This window comes from Anaerotignum sp. (genome assembly GCF_017483025.1).
Taxonomy (GTDB): Bacteria; Bacillota; Clostridia; order Lachnospirales; family Anaerotignaceae; genus Anaerotignum_A.
Genome location: NZ_JAFUMA010000005.1, coordinates 1 through 20,687, shown reverse-complemented (window position 1 = coordinate 20,687; position 20,687 = coordinate 1). Strand labels below are relative to the sequence as shown.

The 20,687-nt window shown below is 48.6% G+C and carries 20 protein-coding genes; 6 read left to right on the top strand and 14 right to left on the bottom strand.

What is annotated here, in order from left to right; genetic code table 11:
• Window positions 1–11 precede the first annotated feature (11 nt).
• The 6 genes from IJ369_RS00180 to IJ369_RS00155 all read right to left on the bottom strand — a co-directional run bounded on the left by IJ369_RS00180 (window position 12) and on the right by IJ369_RS00155 (window position 5,782).
• Complete coding sequence (locus IJ369_RS00180) at window positions 12–299, bottom strand: co-chaperone GroES (protein ID WP_290714535.1); 288 nt, start codon at window positions 297–299, stop codon at window positions 12–14.
• Between the two features lie 154 nt (window positions 300–453).
• Window positions 454–1,308: an NAD(P)/FAD-dependent oxidoreductase gene (locus IJ369_RS00175; RefSeq protein WP_290714533.1), complete on the bottom strand. Its 855-nt coding sequence runs from the start codon at window positions 1,306–1,308 to the stop codon at window positions 454–456.
• Window positions 1,309–1,452: 144 nt separating this feature from the next.
• Window positions 1,453–3,531 (bottom strand): elongation factor G, encoded by a 2,079-nt coding sequence (fusA, locus tag IJ369_RS00170; protein WP_290714531.1) that lies wholly within the window; start codon window positions 3,529–3,531, stop codon window positions 1,453–1,455.
• Between the two features lie 268 nt (window positions 3,532–3,799).
• A complete protein-coding gene (locus IJ369_RS00165) occupies window positions 3,800–4,348 on the bottom strand; it encodes an N-acetylmuramoyl-L-alanine amidase family protein (RefSeq protein ID WP_290714529.1) in 549 nt (182 codons plus the stop codon).
• 48 nt (window positions 4,349–4,396) lie between these two features.
• A complete protein-coding gene (locus tag IJ369_RS00160; RefSeq protein ID WP_290714527.1) occupies window positions 4,397–5,497 on the bottom strand; it encodes an iron-containing alcohol dehydrogenase family protein in 1,101 nt (366 codons plus the stop codon).
• Window positions 5,498–5,527: 30 nt separating this feature from the next.
• Window positions 5,528–5,782 (bottom strand): hypothetical protein, encoded by a 255-nt coding sequence (locus tag IJ369_RS00155; RefSeq protein WP_290714524.1) that lies wholly within the window; start codon window positions 5,780–5,782, stop codon window positions 5,528–5,530.
• A 130-nt stretch (window positions 5,783–5,912) separates the two neighbouring features.
• On the opposite strand from IJ369_RS00155, the gene IJ369_RS00150 reads away from it, so the two are divergent.
• Together IJ369_RS00150 and IJ369_RS00145 are read left to right on the top strand one after the other, a co-directional pair.
• Window positions 5,913–6,686: a 3'-5' exonuclease gene (locus tag IJ369_RS00150; RefSeq protein ID WP_290714522.1), complete on the top strand. Its 774-nt coding sequence runs from the start codon at window positions 5,913–5,915 to the stop codon at window positions 6,684–6,686.
• Window positions 6,687–6,878: 192 nt separating this feature from the next.
• Window positions 6,879–7,676 carry a polysaccharide deacetylase family protein gene (locus IJ369_RS00145; RefSeq protein WP_290714519.1) on the top strand — a complete coding sequence of 266 codons (798 nt, stop codon included), beginning with the start codon at window positions 6,879–6,881 and terminating at the stop codon, window positions 7,674–7,676.
• A 73-nt stretch (window positions 7,677–7,749) separates the two neighbouring features.
• Here the strand turns inward: IJ369_RS00145 and IJ369_RS00140 are convergent, their stop codons facing one another.
• Complete coding sequence (locus IJ369_RS00140; RefSeq protein WP_290714517.1) at window positions 7,750–8,535, bottom strand: TrmH family RNA methyltransferase; 786 nt, start codon at window positions 8,533–8,535, stop codon at window positions 7,750–7,752.
• Window positions 8,536–8,658: 123 nt separating this feature from the next.
• Between IJ369_RS00140 and IJ369_RS00135 the strand changes: the two genes are divergently transcribed.
• Window positions 8,659–9,294, top strand: coding sequence for a lactate utilization protein (locus IJ369_RS00135; protein ID WP_290714515.1), 636 nt, complete (start codon window positions 8,659–8,661; stop codon window positions 9,292–9,294).
• Window positions 9,295–9,338: 44 nt separating this feature from the next.
• Here the strand turns inward: IJ369_RS00135 and IJ369_RS00130 are convergent, their stop codons facing one another.
• Complete coding sequence (locus tag IJ369_RS00130) at window positions 9,339–9,812, bottom strand: YaiI/YqxD family protein (protein WP_290714512.1); 474 nt, start codon at window positions 9,810–9,812, stop codon at window positions 9,339–9,341.
• Window positions 9,809–10,450: an HAD family hydrolase gene (locus IJ369_RS00125; protein ID WP_290714510.1), complete on the bottom strand. Its 642-nt coding sequence runs from the start codon at window positions 10,448–10,450 to the stop codon at window positions 9,809–9,811. The genes IJ369_RS00130 and IJ369_RS00125 overlap by 4 nt, the downstream gene beginning before the upstream one ends.
• Window positions 10,451–10,626: 176 nt before the next feature.
• Here IJ369_RS00125 and fumC point away from each other — a divergent pair, with 176 nt between their 5' ends.
• Together fumC and IJ369_RS00115 are read left to right on the top strand one after the other, a co-directional pair.
• Complete coding sequence (gene fumC / locus IJ369_RS00120; RefSeq protein WP_290714507.1) at window positions 10,627–11,991, top strand: class II fumarate hydratase; 1,365 nt, start codon at window positions 10,627–10,629, stop codon at window positions 11,989–11,991.
• A 13-nt stretch (window positions 11,992–12,004) separates the two neighbouring features.
• Window positions 12,005–13,183 carry an NAD(P)-dependent malic enzyme gene (locus IJ369_RS00115; RefSeq protein WP_290714504.1) on the top strand — a complete coding sequence of 393 codons (1,179 nt, stop codon included), beginning with the start codon at window positions 12,005–12,007 and terminating at the stop codon, window positions 13,181–13,183.
• Between the two features lie 50 nt (window positions 13,184–13,233).
• On the opposite strand, the gene galT is transcribed toward IJ369_RS00115, so the two are convergent.
• The 5 genes from galT to polA are packed head-to-tail and all read right to left on the bottom strand — an operon-like array spanning window position 13,234 to window position 19,657.
• Window positions 13,234–14,193, bottom strand: coding sequence for a galactose-1-phosphate uridylyltransferase (galT, locus tag IJ369_RS00110; RefSeq protein WP_290714501.1), 960 nt, complete (start codon window positions 14,191–14,193; stop codon window positions 13,234–13,236).
• A 2-nt stretch (window positions 14,194–14,195) separates the two neighbouring features.
• Entirely contained in the window at window positions 14,196–15,800 is a 1,605-nt protein-coding gene (locus IJ369_RS00105) for an ABC transporter substrate-binding protein (RefSeq protein WP_290714498.1), read from the bottom strand.
• Window positions 15,801–15,823: 23 nt separating this feature from the next.
• Entirely contained in the window at window positions 15,824–16,378 is a 555-nt protein-coding gene (locus IJ369_RS00100) for a lytic transglycosylase domain-containing protein (protein ID WP_290714495.1), read from the bottom strand.
• Window positions 16,379–16,393: 15 nt separating this feature from the next.
• Entirely contained in the window at window positions 16,394–16,984 is a 591-nt protein-coding gene (gene coaE, locus IJ369_RS00095; RefSeq protein ID WP_290714493.1) for a dephospho-CoA kinase, read from the bottom strand.
• A gap of 15 nt (window positions 16,985–16,999) precedes the next feature.
• Window positions 17,000–19,657 carry a DNA polymerase I gene (gene polA / locus IJ369_RS00090; protein WP_290714491.1) on the bottom strand — a complete coding sequence of 886 codons (2,658 nt, stop codon included), beginning with the start codon at window positions 19,655–19,657 and terminating at the stop codon, window positions 17,000–17,002.
• A 189-nt stretch (window positions 19,658–19,846) separates the two neighbouring features.
• On the opposite strand from polA, the gene IJ369_RS00085 reads away from it, so the two are divergent.
• Window positions 19,847–20,687, top strand: an 841-nt coding sequence (locus tag IJ369_RS00085) for an ABC transporter substrate-binding protein (RefSeq protein WP_290714488.1), incomplete at its 3' end; no start/stop codon positions are given.

The window sequence follows — 20,687 nt, the reverse complement described above, 5'->3', positions numbered from 1 at the left end:
CGCCTCCTAAATTATTCTGTGATAATTGCCAGAATGTCATTCTGACGCATTACCAGATATTCTTCGCCATCAAATTTTACTTCCAGTGCGCCATACTTGGAATAGAGCACGTGATCGCCTTCTTTTACGACCATTTCTACCTTTGTATCACCAACCATACCGCCGGGGCCAACAGCAACTACGATTGCTTCCTGGGGTTTTTCCTTTGCCTGGCTGGTCAGCACGATACCGGATTTTGTTGTTTCCTGTGCTTCTACCTGTTTCAATACGACTTTATCTCCTAATGGTGTAAGTTTCATATCTATGATACCTCCTTGTTTTCACTCTGTTAGCACTCAGGTTGTTCGAGTGCTAAATCACAATACATATATTAACACCATATTTTGTTATATTCAAGGGGATTTTCAAAAATTCACATAAAATTCAAAAAGAGAGACTTTTGCCCCTCTTCTCTCATTTGTTTGCGTCGATATAAGCCGCTGCGCTGAGCGCTGCCACCAAGCCTTCCCCTACCGCTTTTGCAATCTGATAAGGTGTGCCGGTGCAATCCCCGGCGGCAAATACCCCAGGCAGATTTGTCGCCATGCTGCGATTTACGATAATATTTTTACCATCAGTCTGCAGACCAAACAACAGGCTTTCGGGAGGCGTGCTGTTTTTAGCAAAGAAGATGCCGTCGCAGGACAGCGTTTCTCCGTCCATTTCTAAGGAAGAAACTTTTCCGTTTTCGCCAAGGACAGCCTTAGGCTTGCCCTCCTTCACCTGCACATTTTCCTTCAGATTCATCACAGGCTGATACAAAGGGATATATGTCACACTGGCGCAGACATCTGCCAGAAAATTGGCTTCCGCCTCACCCTCTTCGTTTTCGCCCACCACGATAACATTTTTATTCCGATAGAGCATGCCATCGCAAGTTGCACAATAGCTGACGCCTTTGCCCAGATAGTCCATTTCGCCCGCAATGCCGCGGCTTTTGCTCATACCAATGGCAAGGATCAGCGTTTTTGCCTGGATAAATTCATTATCTGCATTGACCATAAATCTATCGCCCATGGACAGAATCTGGCTGATGCGACATTCTCTGAATTCCACCCCCTGCTTCACTGCATGGGCATAAAATTCATTCAACATCTCTTCCCCACTCATCTCAGGAAGGCCAAGGTAGTTGTCCACTTTTTCTGCCGCAAACAGCAACGAGCTATCCAGACTTCTGCCAAAAACACAAACGGATTTATTTCTCTGTCTTGCATTCACTGCTGCTGAAAGGGCCGCAGGGCCGCTGCCGATAATAGCAATATCTAACATAGGATCTCCTCCTCTATATTTCAGTCTATCCAAAAAAAATATAAAAAACCACGAGAAGTCAAATCTAACCTCTCGTGGTAATTTTATCATACTGTTTTAGAAAAATCTGTTGTATTTACAACAATTTTCTGTTTTCAGAAATGATTATTTATCTTTTTCAGCTGCACGGGCATCGATGATTCTCTTCTGAACATCCATGGGAGCTTCTTCGTATCTTTCAAAACGATGTCTGTATTCACCACGGCTCTGTGTCATGGAGCGCAGATCTGTAGCGTATTTGTGCATTTCAGCTGTAGGAACTTCTGCAACGATACATTTCTTCATACCAACTGCATCCATGCTCAGGATACGACCACGACGTTTTGTGATGTCGCCCATGATATCGCCCATGTATTTATCGGGGATCAGAACTTCTACATGTTCGATGGGTTCCAGGATAACAGGTTTTGCCTGAGGGATACCTTCTTTGAAGGCAACGGATGTAGCCATCTTGAACGCCATTTCGGAAGAGTCAACGGGATGGTAGGAACCATCTGTCAGTGTTGCCTTCAGGCCTACTACAGGGTAGCCAGCCAGAACGCCGCTCTGTACGCATTCCTGCAGACCTTTTTCAACTGCGGGGAAGTACTGTTTGGGAACAGAGCCACCGAAGATCTTTTCTTCAAATACTACAGGTACTGTTGTATCGTAGCTAGGTTCGAATTCCATAACAACGTCACCGAACTGACCATGACCGCCGGACTGTTTTTTGTAACGGCCGCGTACAGAGGATTTTGCTTTGATTGTTTCTCTGTAAGGGATGATGGGATCTTTCAGTTCAACTTCGATCTTATATTTATTTTTCAGTTTCTGAACCATAACATCCAGCTGCTGTTCGCCTACACCGTAAACCAGTGTCTGTTTTGTTTCAGAGTTCACTTCCATTTTGATGGTAGGATCTTCTTCTCTGATCTTTGCCAGAGCTGCAGACAGCTTGTCTTCATCGCCTTTGCCTTTGGGCTGAATCGCCATGCACAGAACGGAACCGGGCAGGTTGATCTTAGGGATGATGATGTTTGCATCCTTCAGGGACAGAGTATCCTGTGTGGATGTATTGGACAATTTTGCCAGAGCGCCGATATCGCCGGAGTGCAGTTCGTCAACTTCGATCTGTTCTTTCCCTCTTACAACATACAGGCGGCCAACTTTTTCTACCGTATCCTTTTCTTCATTATAAACGCTCATTGTTGTATCCAGTTTACCTGTCATAACGCGGAACAGGTTCAGGCGGCCAATATAAGGGTCAGCGATTGTTTTGAATACATAAGCGGAGAAGCGTTCGTCATCGGAGGAGCAGTAAACAACATCCTTGCCATCGTGGAAAGCATGGAAGTTTGCCTTTGCTTCGATTGCGGGAGGTGTGAAACGAACGATTGTGTTCATCAGCAGTTTTACACCATAGCCCAGTGTTGCGGAACCACACATTACAGGAGCGATGCTGTGGTTGGAAATACCAGCCAGCAGGCCATCGTAGATTTCTTCTTCTGTCAGTTCTTCATCGTTGAAGAATTTTTCCATCAGTTCTTCACTGCTTTCTGCAGCTACTTCAACCAGCATGGAACGCAGAACTTCTACCTGGTCTTTCTTTTCTTCGGGCATTTCGCATTTTTCCAGCTTGCCATTTACTTTCTTTCTTGCGTCTCTCTTGATCAGGTTGATGAAACCAACGAAGTTACCATCTTCATCATCGAAGGGGATCTGCAGAGGAGCTACAGCTTTACCGAATTCCTTACGCAGCTCAGCCAGTGTTTTTTCGAAGTCAGCGTTTTCATCGTCCATCTGGTTGATGAAGATGATGCGAGGCAGGTGCATTTGTTCGCAGTATTCCCAAGCTTTTTCTGTACCAACTTCTACGCCGGATTTTGCGGAAACCATGATCAGGCCTGTATCTGCCACGTTCATAGCCAGTTTTACTTCAGCTGCAAAGTCGAAGTAACCGGGTGTATCCAGGAAGTTGATCTTTGTATCCTGCCATTCAACGGGGATCACGGATGTATTGATAGACACCTTGCGGCGGATTTCTTCTGCTTCATAGTCGGACACTGTGTTGCCTTCGTCAACCTTACCGAAACGTTTTGTTGCACCGGAATAATACAGTGCTGCTTCGGAGTATGTCGTTTTACCGGAACCACTGTGGCCCAAAAGAACTACGTTTCTTACTCTGTTGGATGCATAATTTTTCATAGATTGTTTCCCTCCCATAGGTTATTTATTAACGGAGCCTGTCCGTCAGGGTCTTTTTATATGTATACATCGTACGTAAGATGCACAATCTACACTTTTATTTTTATTCGACCATTATTCGAAATTTCCTGCATTTTTTTCAAAAAAATTTAATTTAGGAATTTATGCCAAAGACATTTGTCTTTTTAATATGCATTTTTGTGCATTTCTTTTTAATGAAAAAGGCGCGGTACATTCCGCGCCCTGTTTCTGCCCTGTTCTCGCTCATTCATGCCGTTGGTTCAACAAAAGGCACGCCAAAGTAATTCGCAGCTGCTTCGCTCAATGCCCTTGCGATGGGCTGAATATTCTCCTTGATCCAGTTGGCATCCTGATAATTATCGTGATACGCCACCTCCACCAACGCAGAAGGTGCATTGGTGCGCCTGAGTTCCCGCAGGGTGGTGGTAGGAAGCACCTGCACCTTGGAGGGGTCGGGATAGATCTCCCGCATCTCATCAGCGATATCCTCCGCCATCTCCCGCCCCAGCTGGCTGGTGCTGTAATAATAGACCACAGGCCCCTGTCTGGTTCCTGCAATAGACGGAGGGGATGCATTGGAATGGATGGCCAGGTGGAAATCCACGTTGCTGGCGTTGGAATCGGCTATGGCTTCCCCCAGGCTCATTTCAGGGCTGTTGCGGACAACTTCAATGCCACTGGCGGCAAGATATGGCTCCATAGCATCGGCGATCAGATTCATCACCTCTTCCTCGGAGCCGCCATTGATGAAGGGATTGTATTCCTGCAGGGATGGACTTAAATATATTCTGGGCATAAAAAAACTCCTTTTCCACTAAGGTATGAAAAAGGAGTTCACAAGTGCTTATTTCATCAAGCTCTTTTTATACATATGATAAACGTCATCCCTCTTGAGAGGATAAGGGAATGTGGCAATCTTGCCGGGCTGCTCCATAAAGCGGTCAGTGTAGTAATTGATGTCTTCTTCCGTATAGGTCGCTTCGTGGTCCAGAACATCATCCAGAAATGCCCCCAATTCCTTTGTATCTTTGAAACCAAGACAATTCAGAAGCTTCGCTACGTGTTCATCCCCCTCAGGGAACTGTTCCACATAGGCCTGGGTCAGCACGCCATTTGCCATGCCGTGGGGCAGACCTTTTTCATATGTCAGGAAATAGCCCATGCCATGGGGCAGAGATGTCATGGTCTGAGCAATCGCCGCACCGCCTAAGGCAGACATGAGCATCAGCTTGTCCCTTATTTCCTCGGTATATTCTCTTGCTTTTAATGCGGGGATACAGTCCTTATAAATGGACAGACCCATTTCCACGATCTTTCTGCTGACATAGCTTGCTTTTACGGAAAGATAGCTTTCAATCAGGTGAGTCAAGGCATCAACAGCCGTATTATTGGTGGTCTTTGCGGGCAAAGTATCCATGTATTTGGGGTCTAAATAGGATACGCTTGCAAAAATATGCGCCGCAATGCTGGATTTTGTCCGTTTTGCGTGAAGCGTCACGATGGCATACTGGGTCACTTCAGAGCCTGTCCCTGCTGTGGTAGGAACCGCAACGATGGGCAGCGCCTTCGCATCGGGATTCCACAGGGCATCCGTCCCCTTTTCGGGAGCCGCCGCCATTACGGCAATGGCCTTGCTGGCATCCATAGGAGAACCGCCGCCGATGCCGATGAAGAATTCCACTCCTTCAGCAATGGCAAGTTTCGCCGCCCTTTCTACGGTTTCCACATCGGGATTTTCCCCGATCTCATCAAATAAAACCCATTTGATGCTCAGCGCATCCAGCGCATCTGTAATATCCTTCTGGGCGCCGTTTTTCTTGGCAGAGCTTCGGCCTGTTACCACCATGGCTTTGCTACCCAATTTGGACATAGCATCCTTATGGGCTGCCACACAGCCACGCCCAAAATAACAATCCGCAGGCATAAAATAACGGAAATTTTCCATAAACATTCTCCTTTCTCTATTCAAAGGATATCAGCAAAGGAAATCGTACCATTCCCATTCTGTTTCCATGATAGATTCCAGTGTTTCTTCGGCAGGCTCTTCCACCAGTTCAAATTCGATCTCAAATTCATGGTAGCGTTCCCCTTCGATGGTAGCAACGCCTGTAATGATGTAGTTTTTGCCTTCCCCTGTGACGAATTCTCCCTCCATCAGCAGGTCGTCTTCCTCCAGGTAGATTTTATGCAATTCCTTATTGATCTGTTCTTCTGTAAAAGTGAGTTTCATGGTTGTCCCTCCTTCGATTCTTTCAAACTTTTTCTCTTCCATATTATCATTCTATCCTACGCCGTGCAAGTTTCTCTTTCTTTCCTTCGGGAAACATGATAAACTAGGCAGAGAACAGGAGGTACGCAAAATGAATTACATCGTACTGGACTTGGAATTCAACCAGTCCTTCCCCTTCAAAAACGGAAGAAAAGTGGAGCCCAACCCCGAATGTCCCTTCGAAATCATTCAGATCGGCGCTGTGAAGCTGAATGACAAATTCGAACAGCTAGACTCCTTCAACTATATGATCCGCCCCCAAATCTACCCCCGTCTGCATCCCTTTGTGGAAAAGATCACGGGTATCCATGCGGAAATGCTGGCGGACAAGCCCACCTTTGCAGAAGCCTACAAAGCCTTTCTGGCTTTTATCGGCGAAGAACCTGCGATCCTCTGCACATGGGGCGGGGATGATATCAAGTCCCTTTACAGAAACATCTATTTCTATGACCTGGATGCGGAAGCTATGACAGATCAGTTCCTGAACGTACAGCCCTTTGCGGCGGAATATCTGAACCATGAAGCAGGCAAAGCCATCGGTCTGAAAAATGCCGTGGAATCTCTGGGCATCCCTGAGGAAAAGGATTTCCATAATGCCCTCAACGATGCGGTCTATACAGCGAAAATTTTCGCCATCACCCATCCCGAGACCATCAAACCCGATACTTTTCAGCCCCTGACCATGCTGGCAAAGAAACCCAAACGCCTGCGGACGAACCTGAAATCTCTCTATCTGTATGTAGAGGAAAAACAGGGGCGGAAACTGACAGAAGAGGAAAAGGATCTGGTGAAGCTGGCGTATATGCTGGGCAGGAATCATACCTTCGATTCCACCCCTGCAGTGAAGAAAAAAGAACAGAAATAAGCAAAACAGCTCTGGAAAATCAGGGCTGTTTTTTGCATGGAAAAAGGGCGGCTAATGCCGCCCTTTCTATATTATACAAATAATGAAATGTTTATATTGTTTTGTCAATTCTTTTCCAAAAAACACTGCTTTGCGGAAACTTTTCTTTCCTCCGGAAATATACTGCTAGTAAAAACCTTTGGAGGTACTCCCATGAAATTTTTCAAATCCATACATATCCGCAAAAAAGTTCTCGGCGGGATCGCCTTAGCCCTTACCCTGAGCGCCGCAATGCTGCAGGCCCTTCCCCCCGCAGCAGAAAAGGTGTCTGCTATAGTAACTGCACAGACAGAGCGAAAATTGCCCATCTATTGCGTCCAGACCGATGAACCGAAGGTATCGGTCAGCTTCGACGCCGCCTGGGGGGCTGAGGATACAGATGAACTGCTTCGCATCCTGGCAGAAAATGACGTGAAGGCCACCTTCTTCCTCTGTGGTTATTGGGTGGAAAAATATCCAGAGGAGGTAAAGAAGATCGCCGAAGCCGGCCATGACCTGGGGAACCATTCTGCTACCCATCCACATATGAGCCAGATCTCTTCCGAGCAGATCGCCCAGGAACTGCAGAAATGCCATCAAAACATAAAGGAACTGACAGGCATCGAAATGGATCTTTTCCGCCCACCCTTCGGGGAGTATGATAATCACGTCATTGAAACAGCCACAGCCAATGGGTATTATACGATACAATGGGATGTGGATAGCCTGGACTGGAAGGAACAAGGCGCGGAAGCAGAAATCAACCAGGTGCTAAATCATAAGCATCTGGGCAACGGCTCCATCATCCTCTTCCACAACGATGCCAAATACACCCCCCAGGTGTTGGATACCATCCTGAAGGGCATCAAGGAAAAAGGCTTTGAGATCGTGCCCATTTCCGAACTGATCCACAGGGACAACTACGAAATGGATCACGAAGGCCGTCAGATCCCCAAAGCAACGGAATCCTGATGGAAGAGCCGCAGAACGCACTGCGGCGAAACATAAAAGCGATACTCCAAATCTATAGAGTATCGCTTATTTTTTACTTATCCAATCTTTGTCTTACCACTTCATACATCAGCACGCCTGCCGCGACAGAAGCATTCAGGCTTTCCGCCTGCCCGGGCATGGGAATCTTCACCCACTGGTCGCAAAGGTCGGCGGCTTTGTCGCTGAGCCCTCTTGCTTCATTGCCGATGATAAAAGCACAGGGAGCCTTCAAATCCAAATCATAGGGCCATCTTTCCCCTCTCAGATGAGCGGCATACAAAGAAATATTGTTTTCTTTCAGCTTTGCAGATATTTCATTCAGGTCTACATTCTGGAACACAGGCACATGGAACATGCTGCCCATGGTAGAACGCAGCACCTTGGGGTTATGCAAGTCTACGCTGCCCTTGGAAAGGAAGACCGCATCGGCTCCGCAGGCATCCGCCGTACGGATGACCGTACCCAGATTACCGGGGTCGTTCAATTCCTCCGCCAGTAGGAAGAAAGGTGCTTCCTTTGCAAAAACGGCATCTTCATCCCAATCCAGTTTTTTGCAGACCGCCAGGATGCCCTGGGGATTCTCCGTGTCGCAGACCGCCGCAAACAGAGCATCGGGCAGGCAAAGGACTTCTGCCTTCTTTTCATATATAGAAAGGTCGTTTTCTGCTGCGAAAGTTTCGCTGACGACATAGGCCTCTACTGCCCAATCAGCAGGCACTTCGCTGATAAAGCGGAGCCCTTCTGCCACGAAAACACCTTCTTTATCTCTGTTTTTCTTTATCTTCAATCCATTCAGCCGCTTCACCCATTTGTTATCACGGCTCTCGATTTTTTTCATGGTATCACCTCTTCTCCTATGATAAAGGAGAAACCATCCCTTTGCAAGAAAAAGGATGCAAAATGTATCCAACTGTGCTAAAATCAGGACAAGAGAGAAAACACCAAAGAGGAGTGATTCATTATGACACCACAGGAAAAAAGAAAAGAACTTCTGAGCGCGACACTGGTGAAAAACCTGGAATGCCGCCATTTTGAAGCCTATTACTGCCCCACAGCGGCAGAAGCCATCGAAAAAGCCCTTTCCCTGATGCCCGAAGGCAGCAGTGTTACATGGGGTGGCTCCATGACCATCCGTGATATGGGCCTGACAAAGGCTGTCAAGGAAGGAAACTATAACGTCATCGACAGAGACACAGCAGCAAATCCCGCTGAAATGCGTGAAATGATGCGTCAGGGTCTGCTGACAGATTTCTACCTGACAAGCACCAATGCCCTTTCCGAAGACGGCGTACTGGTCGATATCGACGGCACAGGCAACCGTGTGGCTTCTATCTGTTTTGGCCCCAATAACGTCATCGTTCTAGCTGGTCTGAATAAGGTTGCACAGGATGTAGACGCAGCCATCAAGAGAGTACGCGGATATGCTGCTCCCGTAAACAGCATGCGCTTCATGGGCAAGACCCCCTGCGCCATCGACGGCACATGCCATAATTGTGTTTCCCCTGAATGTATCTGCAATCAGGTGCTGGTGACAAGAGTCTGCCGCCCCGCAGGCCGCATCAAAGTCATCCTCATCGGCGAAGAATTGGGTTTCTGATATCCATACATAAAAATAACCCTGACCATTTGGTCGGGGTTTTTTTATGTTCCGGGTCGCTCCGTTGCGCCCCTCTTTCCTCTTTCGATGGCTCGCTCCAATGCAGAAAGGAATTTCTCATCATCCTCTTTTGTTCGTTTCCGCACATGGCCGCCGCGGCTTCTCTTCTGGCGGCGCATTTCTCGGGATAAGTGCCGCTCGAAAAGCATACGGTCGATGTTTTCCTGGGTATAAAAAAAGCCGTTATGATGCAGGACAGTGGCTTTTTTCGCCAGAAGCAGACTCGCCAGCCCATAATCCTGGGTGATGCAGATATCTCCTGCCTGCGTTCTGTTGGCGATGGCAAGATCGGCGCTATCCGCCCCCTGGTCTACCGTCACCGTTGTCACATGATCCTCATTGTAAAACAGCATATGGGCCACATCGCAGACCATAATGGCCTCCAGCCCATGCTTCTTTGCACAGCTGATGATCAGCTCCTTTACGGGGCATGCATCAGCATCTACCAATATCTTCATTCCATGATCTCCTCATAACTATGGAAGCATACATCCGCCAGCGCCTTGATCTTATGGGTATCCTGATGTCCTCTCACGGTATCATCCAGAACACCATATACTTTAAAGCCGACGGATTTTGCCCCCTTCACCGCATAAAAGGCATCTTCGAACACAACCGTTTCCTCCATCGTACCGCCCAGTTTTTTCATGGCAGTCAGATAAGCTTTGCCGTCCTCCTTGAATTCCCCCAACTCCGTGCAGGTCAGGATAAAATCGAAATATTTGCGGATACCCAGCCTGTCCAAAGCGGATTGGATATAGCTTGCTTCGGAAGCAGTCAGGATACACATCTTCACACCCTTTTCCGCCATAGCCGCCAGATATTCTCCCGCAAAGGGACGCAGAGGGATGGTATGATCGTAGGCATATTCCACGTAGGAAATGATCTCGTCCACGATTTCCTGGGGCTCCATGGGAACGCCCAAAGTTTCACGGAAATATTCTGCTGTCTGGTAGAGCGTCTGGCTCTTTACCACGTCAATCAGGTTTTCTGGAACAGAGAAGCCATGTCGTTCCAAAAAGGAGGAGCCTGTGCCCCTCCAAATGGGCATGGAATCGATAAGGGTGCCGTCCAGGTCAAAAATAATATACTTCATATGTCAATTCCTTTTCTTATCTATACTTGTCTGCGTTCAGGGGATATTCTTCTGTAGAAAGTGTAGCATTTTTAGGAGGAAATGACAAGTCTGCTTGCAGGCAGGATGCAAGCGTGGTATGATGAAAAACAGAGAAAAAATACCATTTATACATAGATATACAAAGGAGAATCATTATGGAATATCGCATTGAGAAAGACTCCATGGGCGAAATGAAGGTGCCCGCAAATGCATACTGGGGCGCTCAGACCCAGAGAAGCTATGAAAACTTCAAGATCGGCACAGAAAAGATGCCCAAAGAGATCACATACGCCTTTGCTATCCTGAAAAAGGCTGTGGCGCAGGCAAACCACAGACTGGGCAAGCTGGATGAAAGACGCTGCGCCATCATCGGCCAGGTCTGCGATGAAGTGCTGGCTGGCAAACTGGATGACCAGTTCCCTCTGGCCGTATGGCAGACAGGCAGCGGCACTCAGTCCAACATGAACATGAACGAAGTGGTTGCCAACCGCGGGAATGAAATTGCAGGAGAAAAACTGCTTCATCCCAATGACCATGTTAACATGAGCCAGAGCTCTAACGATACATTCCCTACAGCCATGCATATCGCCGCTGTGCTGGAAACAAAAAACAAACTGATTCCTGCCATCGAAAGAATGATTTCCGAACTGCTTCGTCTGGAAAAGGAAAACGAAGGCATCATCAAAACAGGCAGAACCCATCTGCAGGATGCCACACCTATCACATTCAGCCAGGAAATTTCCAGCTGGAGAAATATGCTGGAAAAGAGCAAAAAGATGATCGAAATGGGTCTGACAGAAGTGGCAGAACTGGCTCTGGGCGGCACAGCCGTTGGTACAGGCCTGAATGCCCCCGCGGGCTTTGCGGAAGCGGCGGCGGAAGAGGTTTCCAAGCTGACAGGCATCCCCTTCATCACAGCGGAAAATAAATTCCATTCCCTAACAGCAAAAGACGAAATCGTATTCGTTCATGGCGCCCTGAAGGGTCTGGCGGCAAACCTGATGAAAATTGCCAACGATGTGCGCTGGCTGGCAAGCGGCCCCCGCTGTGGTCTGGGCGAAATTTTCATCCCCGAAAATGAACCCGGTTCTTCCATCATGCCCGGCAAGGTAAACCCTACCCAGTGCGAAGCGGTGACAATGGTTGCCGTACAGGTCATGGCAAATGACGCAGGCATTGGCATCTGCGCTTCTCAGGGCAATCTGGAGCTGAATGTATTCATGCCTGTGATGATCTATGAATATCTGCAGAGTGTACGCCTTTTGGCAGATGGTCTGGATTCCTTCCGTGAAAAATGTGTTTGCGGCATCGTTGCAAATAAGGAAAAAATGGAAGAAAACCTGAATCGTTCCCTGATGCTGGTGACTGGCCTAAGCCCCTATATCGGCTATGAAAACGCAGCAAAAACAGCAAAAAAAGCCTATGCGGAAAATATTTCCTTGAAAGAAGCATGTGTAGCATTGGGCTTCCTGACAGAAGATAAATTCGACGAAGTATTCCATCCTGAAGCGATGGTTTAATGAGGTGAGTAAAATGGATATCAACGAAAAAGCATTACAACTGCATTATGAAATGAACGGGAAAATTGAGGTCATTTCCAGAAAACCCGTGGAAACCAGAGAAGACCTTTCCCTGTTATATACCCCCGGCGTGGCGGAGCCCTGCCGCGTTATCGAAAAAGACTATGAAGAATCCTTCCGTCTGACAAGACGCTCCAATCTGGTAGCCGTTATCACAGACGGCACAGCGGTCCTTGGCCTGGGCGACATCGGCCCTGCGGCCGGCATGCCCGTTATGGAAGGCAAATGCGTATTGTTCAAGGAATTTGGCGACGTGGATGCTTTCCCTCTGTGCATCGATTCCAAGGATGTTGACACCATCGTCAATACAATCTATCTGATTTCCAAAAGCTTCGGCGGCATCAATCTGGAAGATATTTCCGCGCCCCGCTGCTTCGAAATCGAACGCAAACTGAAAGAAATCTGCGATATCCCTGTTTTCCATGATGACCAGCACGGAACAGCCATCGTGGTTGCCGCGGCAATGCTGAATGCCATGAAAGTGACAGGCAAAAAGATAGGCGAAATGCGCATCGTCATCAACGGCGCAGGTGCCGCAGGTATTGCCATCGGCAAACTGCTCATTCGTATGGGCTTCGGCAATATCATCATGTGCGATAAGCAGGGCATCATCTGCGAAGGGGACGAAGGCCTGAACAGCGGTCAGGAAGAGATTTCCCATATCAGCAACCTGCACCACGAAAAAGGTCTGCTGGCAGATGCACTGAAAGGCGCTGACGCTTTCGTTGGCGTTTCCAGACCCAATATGGTAACAAAAGAAATGGTCGGCACCATGAATAAAGGCATCGTTTTCGCCATGGCGAATCCCGTTCCCGAAATCATGCCCGAAGAAGCGAAAGCAGGCGGCGCAGCAGTTGTCGGCACAGGCCGTTCCGATTTCCCCAACCAGATCAATAACGTGCTTATCTTCCCCGGCATCTTCAAAGGTGCTTTGGCAGTGCGTGCCAGAGAGATCACAGAAAGCATGAAGCAGCGCGCAGCCTATGCCATCGCAGCAATGATCCCCGAAGATGAGCTGAATGCAGAAAACATCATCCCTTCTGCGCTGAACAAGAGCGTAGCAGATGCAGTTGCAAAGGCCGTTGCCGATGTTGCCATCGAAGAAGGCATTGCCCGCATCAAACCCGAATGATCTGTATAAAAGAAAAGAGCGCAGCATTGAACCATGCCGCGCTCTTATTTTTATTCTTCTTTTTCTCCGCGATAATATCTCGCTGCCCGCTCCGGGCTCACCATATTGATGAAGCAATCCGTTGCATATTCAAAGCCCGCAAAGCCGCCGATGCGGGGCAAAATCTCGATATGCCAGTGAAAATCCTGATTTCTGGGGCCATCCATCACGCAGATATTATAGCCGATATCCTCTTTCAGCCCTGTCACCTTCTGCAGCATTTCCCACAGCAGCTTGGCAAGGTCTCGTCTTTCCCTATCATTCATATCCCCAAAGTCTCTCTGGTGCATCTTTGGTGCCAGCCAAAGCTCATAGGGAAATCTGCCCGCATAGGGGGTGATAGCAATAAAATGCTCCGTTTCCCCCGCAATGCGTTTGCCCAGTTCTTTTTCATAGGCCAGCATTTTGCAGAAAAGGCAATCCTCTCCCTGCATCCTTTCCGCCATATCCGCCGCCCGTCTGGGCACGATGGGCAGCCCCATCACCTGCCAGTGGGAATGGCGAATGCTCATGCCTGCGGAAGGGCCGCAGTTCTTGAAGATCTGCACATACTGAGTCTCTTTTTTTGCCCGGAAAAAATTCAGTCTGTCCTGCAAAACCTGCAGCACCCTTTCGATGCGTTCTTCGCTGAATTCGTCAATGGTCTCATTATGGTCGGGGGTATCCACCAGAACTTCATGTCTGCCCTTCCCCGCCGCCTGTTCATAAAAGGCTTCCCCGGAAATTTCCACACAGTCTTCCTTCACAGCCGGGAACATATTGGGGAATACCCGCATCTGCCATGCGCCGTCGGGGCCATCCTGATAAACGGCATCCGTGGTCCAGGTCTCATGACCGCCGCAGAAGGGGCAGTTTTCGTTATTGGTATTTTTCGCCTGGGTCTTATGGACAAATTCATAGGGGCGATTTTTTCTGTTTTCCGCATAAAGCGTCATTTCTCCCGTGAAGGGATTCGTTCTGATCTCGGACATCCTCATTCCCCTTTCTCATATGTCCATGTTTCGATGCCACGGAAGACATTGCTTTCCACAGGGCTGATCTCGCCGCCCACATTTTTAGAGGCGAATACCGCCTGATTGCGATAAGCGATGCTGATATAAGGCAATTCTTCCGCCAGCTTTTTCTGCAGGCTGCTATATGCCAGCAAGGTAGGGCCTTCGCCAATGGCACTTTTCGCCGCTGCCAGCAGCTGATCTACCTCTGCGTTGCTGTAGCCGATATAATTCAGGCTGCCCTCTGTACCAAAGAAAGGCGTCAAGTCGGTCACCTCGGAGCATTTCCATCCGCCCACGACGATATCGTACTGTCCGTTGATGAATTTTTCCTGATATGCCGCAAAGGGCTGTTTATCGATGGTGATATCAAAGCCAATTGCAGTCAGTTCTTCCTTCAGTTTGGAAGCGATCTGCAGGCGGCCTGTGTTTTCTTTATTGACCAGAATGGTCGCCTTCAGCGACTGGGTCACGCCGTTTACGTTCTTTTCCAGTCTGCCGTTTTTGTCCGCATCCGCCCATCCGCTGTTTTTCAGGAAAGTGGAAGCCATGCCGGGGTTATAATTATACAGGGCTACGTTTTCCTCATAGAGCCAGCTTTTGGGATTGATGGGGGTATTGGTCATCACGCCGTAATTCAGATATACGCTTTCCATCAGGCTTTCCTTGGGCAAAGCATAGGCTACCGCCTGGCGGAGAGATTTATCCTGGAAAAGCTCCTTATTGAAATTGAAGGCGATAAAGTCATATTGATTGGAGGTATACTGATATATACCGGAAATGCCTTCATCGGCATAGCGGCCCGCTTCCATAGCATCGGTCACCAGCACGTCCGTCATGCCCTGTTCGAAGGAGTTGATATCCGTTTCCTCCCCCGCCGTCACCTTCACACGGATACGGGAAATATTGGGCGTTTCCCCATGATAGGAGCTGTTTGCCTCCAAAATTAGCTCCGCCGCCTGTTTATAGGAAACCATGCTGTAAGGTCCGTTGCCCATAGGGGTCAGATTGATGTCCGCCTTGGGGTCATTCTGTCCGCCATAATAAGAAGCGGAAATGATGGGGAAACGCAGAGCCGCCATGTTAGAGCTGAAATTTTCATAGAACGTGAAAACAACGGTATATTCCCCTGTTTTCGTGCATCCGCTGACATAATTCAGCACCTTTTTATAAACGGAATCCTCAGGGGCATTTTTGATGGTATTCAGGGAATAGACCACGTCATCGGCAGTCACCAGCCCGCCATTCTGCCAGCGGATGCCGCTGTCCAGCTTTACGGTCAAAGTCTTGCCGTCGGCCGCCATTTCCCAGCTTTCCGCCACAGCGGGGCACGCCTTGCCACTTTCGTCAAATTCCATCAAGGGCAGATACATCAGCTTCAGGATGCGGTCCACCGTCTCTTCTCTATTCAGCAGCGGGTTCAGGGTTTCGGGGATGCGCATGGAAAGGGTCAGCGCCGCTTCCTCTGCCTGCAGATTTTCCCCGCCCACTGCAGTAAAATCCTCTTCTTCCTGCGTTCCGCCCTGCCCACAGGCCGTCAGGCCCAGGCAAAGGGTCAGCAGGAGAAGCCAAATCCTTTTTTTCATCGTATTTCAAATCCTTCCAAAAACTACTGCAGGCGATACACATAGCGATAAACCTTCTCCGCCAGTTCCACCTTTTTCACATAGCTTTTCGTTTCTCCATAGGGTATTTCATCCAGCGTGATGCCATCAGCACTCATTTCCTCATCGGCCAGCCATTTTGCCACGTTGCCATGGCCTGCATTATAGCCCGCCAGCGCCGTTTCCGTCACACCGTCAAATTTCTCCAGCAGCCAGCAGAGATACCAACAGCCGATACGGATATTGGTATCGGGGTCGGTCAGGTCGATGGCATCAGGGTCTAAACCCATCTGTTCCGCCGCCCACCAGCCTGTCTCCTGTGTCACCTGCATCAGCCCCACTGCGTCCGCGGAAGAGACCGCCTCCGGTTCAAATCGGCTTTCGCAGAAAATGACACCATTGACGAGACTTCTCTCCAGTTCATAGGCCGCAGCATATTTCGCCACGATATCCTGATATTTCAAAGGCAGGACACGGGGCAAGACGACACAGTAGCCAAAGGCCACCAGCAGCGCAAAAGTCACCGCCAGTGTAAACAATTTCTTTATGAATCGAATCATTGTCGTTAGCTTCCTTTATAACGTTTTCAAAATTTCAGCAAGCTGGCCTTCCAGATGTTCCAGATCCTTGCTGTTATCAATGACAGCATCTGCCGCCTGTCTGTATTCCTCCCAGCTTTTCTGGTTGGCAATACGGGCTTTCGCCAGTTCATAGGTGATGCCATCTCGTGCCATAACGCGCTGCGCGCGCACTTCGGGCTCTGCATAGACCACCCAAACCAGATCGCAGACCTTCTCCAGTCCGGCTTCCAGCAGCAAGGGCGCATCTACGATGATAGCTGCAGCTTTGCCCTCTTCTTTGGCAGCGGCGATCTGTCTTTTCACTTCCGCTGTGATATATTTATGGGTACACTGGTTCAGAAATGCCAGTTTTTCCTTATCGTTGAAAACGATTTCGCCCAGCTTTTTGCGGATGATATTTTTCTCATCATCTAATATGCCTGTGCCGTAATATTCGATGATTTCCATATAAGCAGGTTCGCCCTTCAGAATAATTTCGTGAGCGATCTTATCTGCGTCTATGATGACAGCACCCGCTGCCGCAAGGCTCTTGCTGACAACGCTTTTGCCGCTGCCGGTGCCCCCTGTCAAACCGATTACTTTCATATATTTCTACCTCTTTTATTTCGCTTCAAACCAGGATGCGCCCTCATGCACATCCACATCCAAAGGAACGGCAAGTTTGACTGCCTGTTCCATGTTTTCTTTCAGAATTTTTGCCACAGCTTCTTTTTCTTCTTTATATGTTTCAATGAGCAGTTCATCGTGTACCTGCAAAATCAAACGAGATTTGTAGCCGCCATCCTTCAGGGCCTTATGCACCTTCACCATGGCAATTTTGATGATATCCGCTGCGCTGCCCTGAATAGGCATATTCATAGCCGCCCGTTCGCCTGCTGCCCGCTGGATAAAGTTGCCGCTCTGCAATTCAGGCATGGCGCGTCTGCGGTTCCACATGGTGGAAACATAGCCTTTTTCTGTGCCATTTTTAATGGTGTCTTCCATAAAAGTCTTGATTTTAGGGTATCTGGCAAAGTAAGCGTTGATATATTCCTCCGCTTCTTTTCTTGTGATACCCAAATCCTGCCCTAATGTGAAAGAACCCTTACCATAAATGATACCGAAGTTGACCGCCTTGGCGTTGCTTCTCTGCAAAGCTGTTACCTCCTCAAAAGGCACATGGAACACCTGAGAAGCTGTCATTCTATGGATATCCTGACCGCTCTTGAAGGCTTCGATCAGGCTTTCATCCCCGGAAATATGGGCCAGAACCCGCAATTCGATCTGGGAATAGTCTGCATCCAGGAAGCAATAATCATCGCTTTCGGGAATGAATACCTTACGCAGTTCTCTGCCCAATTCCAAACGAACAGGGATATTCTGCAGGTTGGGTTCTGTAGAGGAAATACGGCCTGTTGCTGTGATGGTCTGGTTGAAGGTGGAATAGATTTTTTCCGTATCCATATCCATCACTGCCAGAAGGCCGTCGGCATAGGTGCTTTTCAGCTTCGCCAATGTTCTGTAATTCAGAATCTTATCCACGATGGGGTGTTCGAAGCACAGTTTTTCCAGAACATCTGCCGCTGTGGAATAACCTGTTTTTGTCTTTTTACCGCCCTTCATGCCCAGTTTCTCGAAAAGGATGACACCCAGCTGTTTGGGGGAATTTACGTTGAATTCCTCGCCCGCCAACTCGTAAATTTCATCCGTCATGCCGCTGAGGCTTTCATCCAGCAGTTTCTGATACGCCAGCAGGGCTTCCTTATCCACCTTGATGCCGTATTTTTCCATATCCGCCAGAACATAGATGAGGGGCATTTCCATATCGTAGAACAGGCTTTCCTGCCCGTTTTCCTTCAGTTTTTCTTCCATGATTTGCTTTGCACGGAAAGAAATTTCCGCCTGTCTGGCTGCAAAAGCCGCCCTTTCCTTATCAGGCAGACTGACGAAGGCTTTCTTTACTCTTCCCTTGCCCAGCGCTTCCTCTGCAGAGGGATAAGTTTCGTTCAGAAAAGTATTGGCGATATCATCATATTCATAGGAGCTGCCTGTGGCGTTCAAAATATAGGCCGCGATGGCAGTATCAAAGGATGCCTCAAAGCCATCATAGCCATAGCCCCGCAGCAGCTTGATGTCTTTTTTTACATCGTGGCCGATTTTCCCATAGGCAGGGTCTGCGAAGAAATCCTTGAAGATTCTCAGGATATCATCCATCAAAAGCTGCATGGATGCTTCCACCCAAACGCCGCCCATCTTTTCCTGATAGAGGGCAAGCCCCTGACATTCCTCATTATCATATACGAAAATATAGCCTGCTTCGCCCTTTTCCAGAGAAGCAGCAATCTCTTCTGCTTCTTCCCTTTCGGCAACCAGTCTGTATGTTTTTTCTTCTTTTTTGGGCGCAGAGACAGCCCCTTCGAAGCGGCTGAACATGCTCTTAAATTCCAATCGCTTCACCAGTTCATAAGCTTCGGCGTTGAACATATCTCTGATTTTCAGGCCGTCTGTGTTCCATTCCAGGGGCATATCCCGCACGATGGTAGCAAGGAACTTGCTCAGGCGCGCCTGTTCCTGAAATTCTGCCAGATTTTCAGATGCCTTTTTCGGCTTGATTTCCGCCGCGTGGGCGATGGCAGTTTCAATATCGTGATACTGCTGGATGATTTTCGCCGCAGTTTTTTCGCCAATGCCGGGCACACCAGGAATATTATCGGAAGTATCCCCCATAAGGGCCTTCATATCGATGAATTCTGTAGGCGTTACGCCGTATTTTTCCACCACGTCTGCCGCATAGTAATCTTCTGTTTCCGTACGCCCGCCTTTGGTTTTGGGAATACGCACTTTCAAGGTTTCCCCCGCGATCTGCAGCAGGTCTCTGTCGCCGGAAACCACAACGGGCAGTACGCCGTTTTTCTCCGCCAGGGCAGACATCGTCCCCAAAATATCATCGGCTTCATAGCCTTCCTGCTCGAAAATGGGAATATGCATGGTCTGCAGCACTTCCTTCAGCAGGGGCATCTGTTCCCGCAGTTCTTCAGGCATACCTTTTCTGGTGCCCTTATATCCGTCAAAAGTCTTATGTCTAAAGGTGGGTGCGTGCAGATCGAAAGCCACCGCCAAATAATCGGGGCGTTCTTCGTCCAACAGCTTAAACAAAATATTCAGGAAGCCGTATACCCCGTTGGTATAACGACCTTCCCCGTTGGTCAGCAGAGGAACGCCATAAAAGGCACGGTTCACAATGCTGTTGCCATCGATCAACATGATTTTTTCAGCCATAAAAACAGCCTCCTAATCTTACAAAATATATAAAAAGCAAAAAATGCGTATTACTCCACATTAAATTTCATTATACACCAAAACGCAGAAAAAACCTATCTCCGAACAGAAAAAAATACCCTGACAACATACATTTTTCATTCCCACAGCATATAGTTGAATGAAATCATTCTCTCAGGAGGAAAAATTATGAAAAAGAAACTGAGTTTGGCTTTGGCAGGGCTTCTTTGCCTTTCCGCAGGGGTGGGCTGCAGTTCGCAGCCAGCGGAGGACTCTCTCACCCCGGTGCGCCTCAATGAAGTGGTACATTCTGTTTTTTATGCGCCCCAGTATGTAGCCCAGGAATTGGGCTTCTTCGAGGAGGAAGGGCTGGATGTGACCGTTGCCATCGGCAATGGTGCCGATAAATCTATGACTGCCCTGATTTCCGATTCCGCTGATATCGCCCTTTTAGGCACAGAGGCGGGGTTGTATGTTTACGCCGAAGGAAAAGCCGATTACCCCAAGACCTTCGCTCAGCTGACCCAGCGGGCAGGCAATTTCCTGGTTTCCCGGAAAGAGGAGCCTGATTTCCAGTGGACAGATTTAACAGGAAAATCTGTCATCGGCGGTCGCCTGGGCGGCATGCCCGAACTGGTGCTGGAATATGTCATCAAGGAAAACGGCATGACCATCGGCGAAGATATGGAGATCATCAATAACGTCGACTTTTCTTCCACCGCTGGGGCATTCCTGGGGGATATGGGCGATTATACTGTGGAATTCGAACCTGCGGCGACCACACTGGAGCAGAGCGGCGCCGGGCATATCGTGGCATCCTTAGGGGAAGCCAGCGGCTATGTTCCCTACACTGTCTATATGGCCCAGGATGCCTTTCTGAAGGAACATCCTGACGTAGTGGAAGCCTTCACCCGCGCCATCTATAAAGGCCAGCAGTGGGTAGAAAGCCACACCTCCGCTGAAATTGCCGAAGTCATCCTGCCCCAGTTCAGCGAAAGCGACGTAGAGACCCTGACCACCATCATCGAAC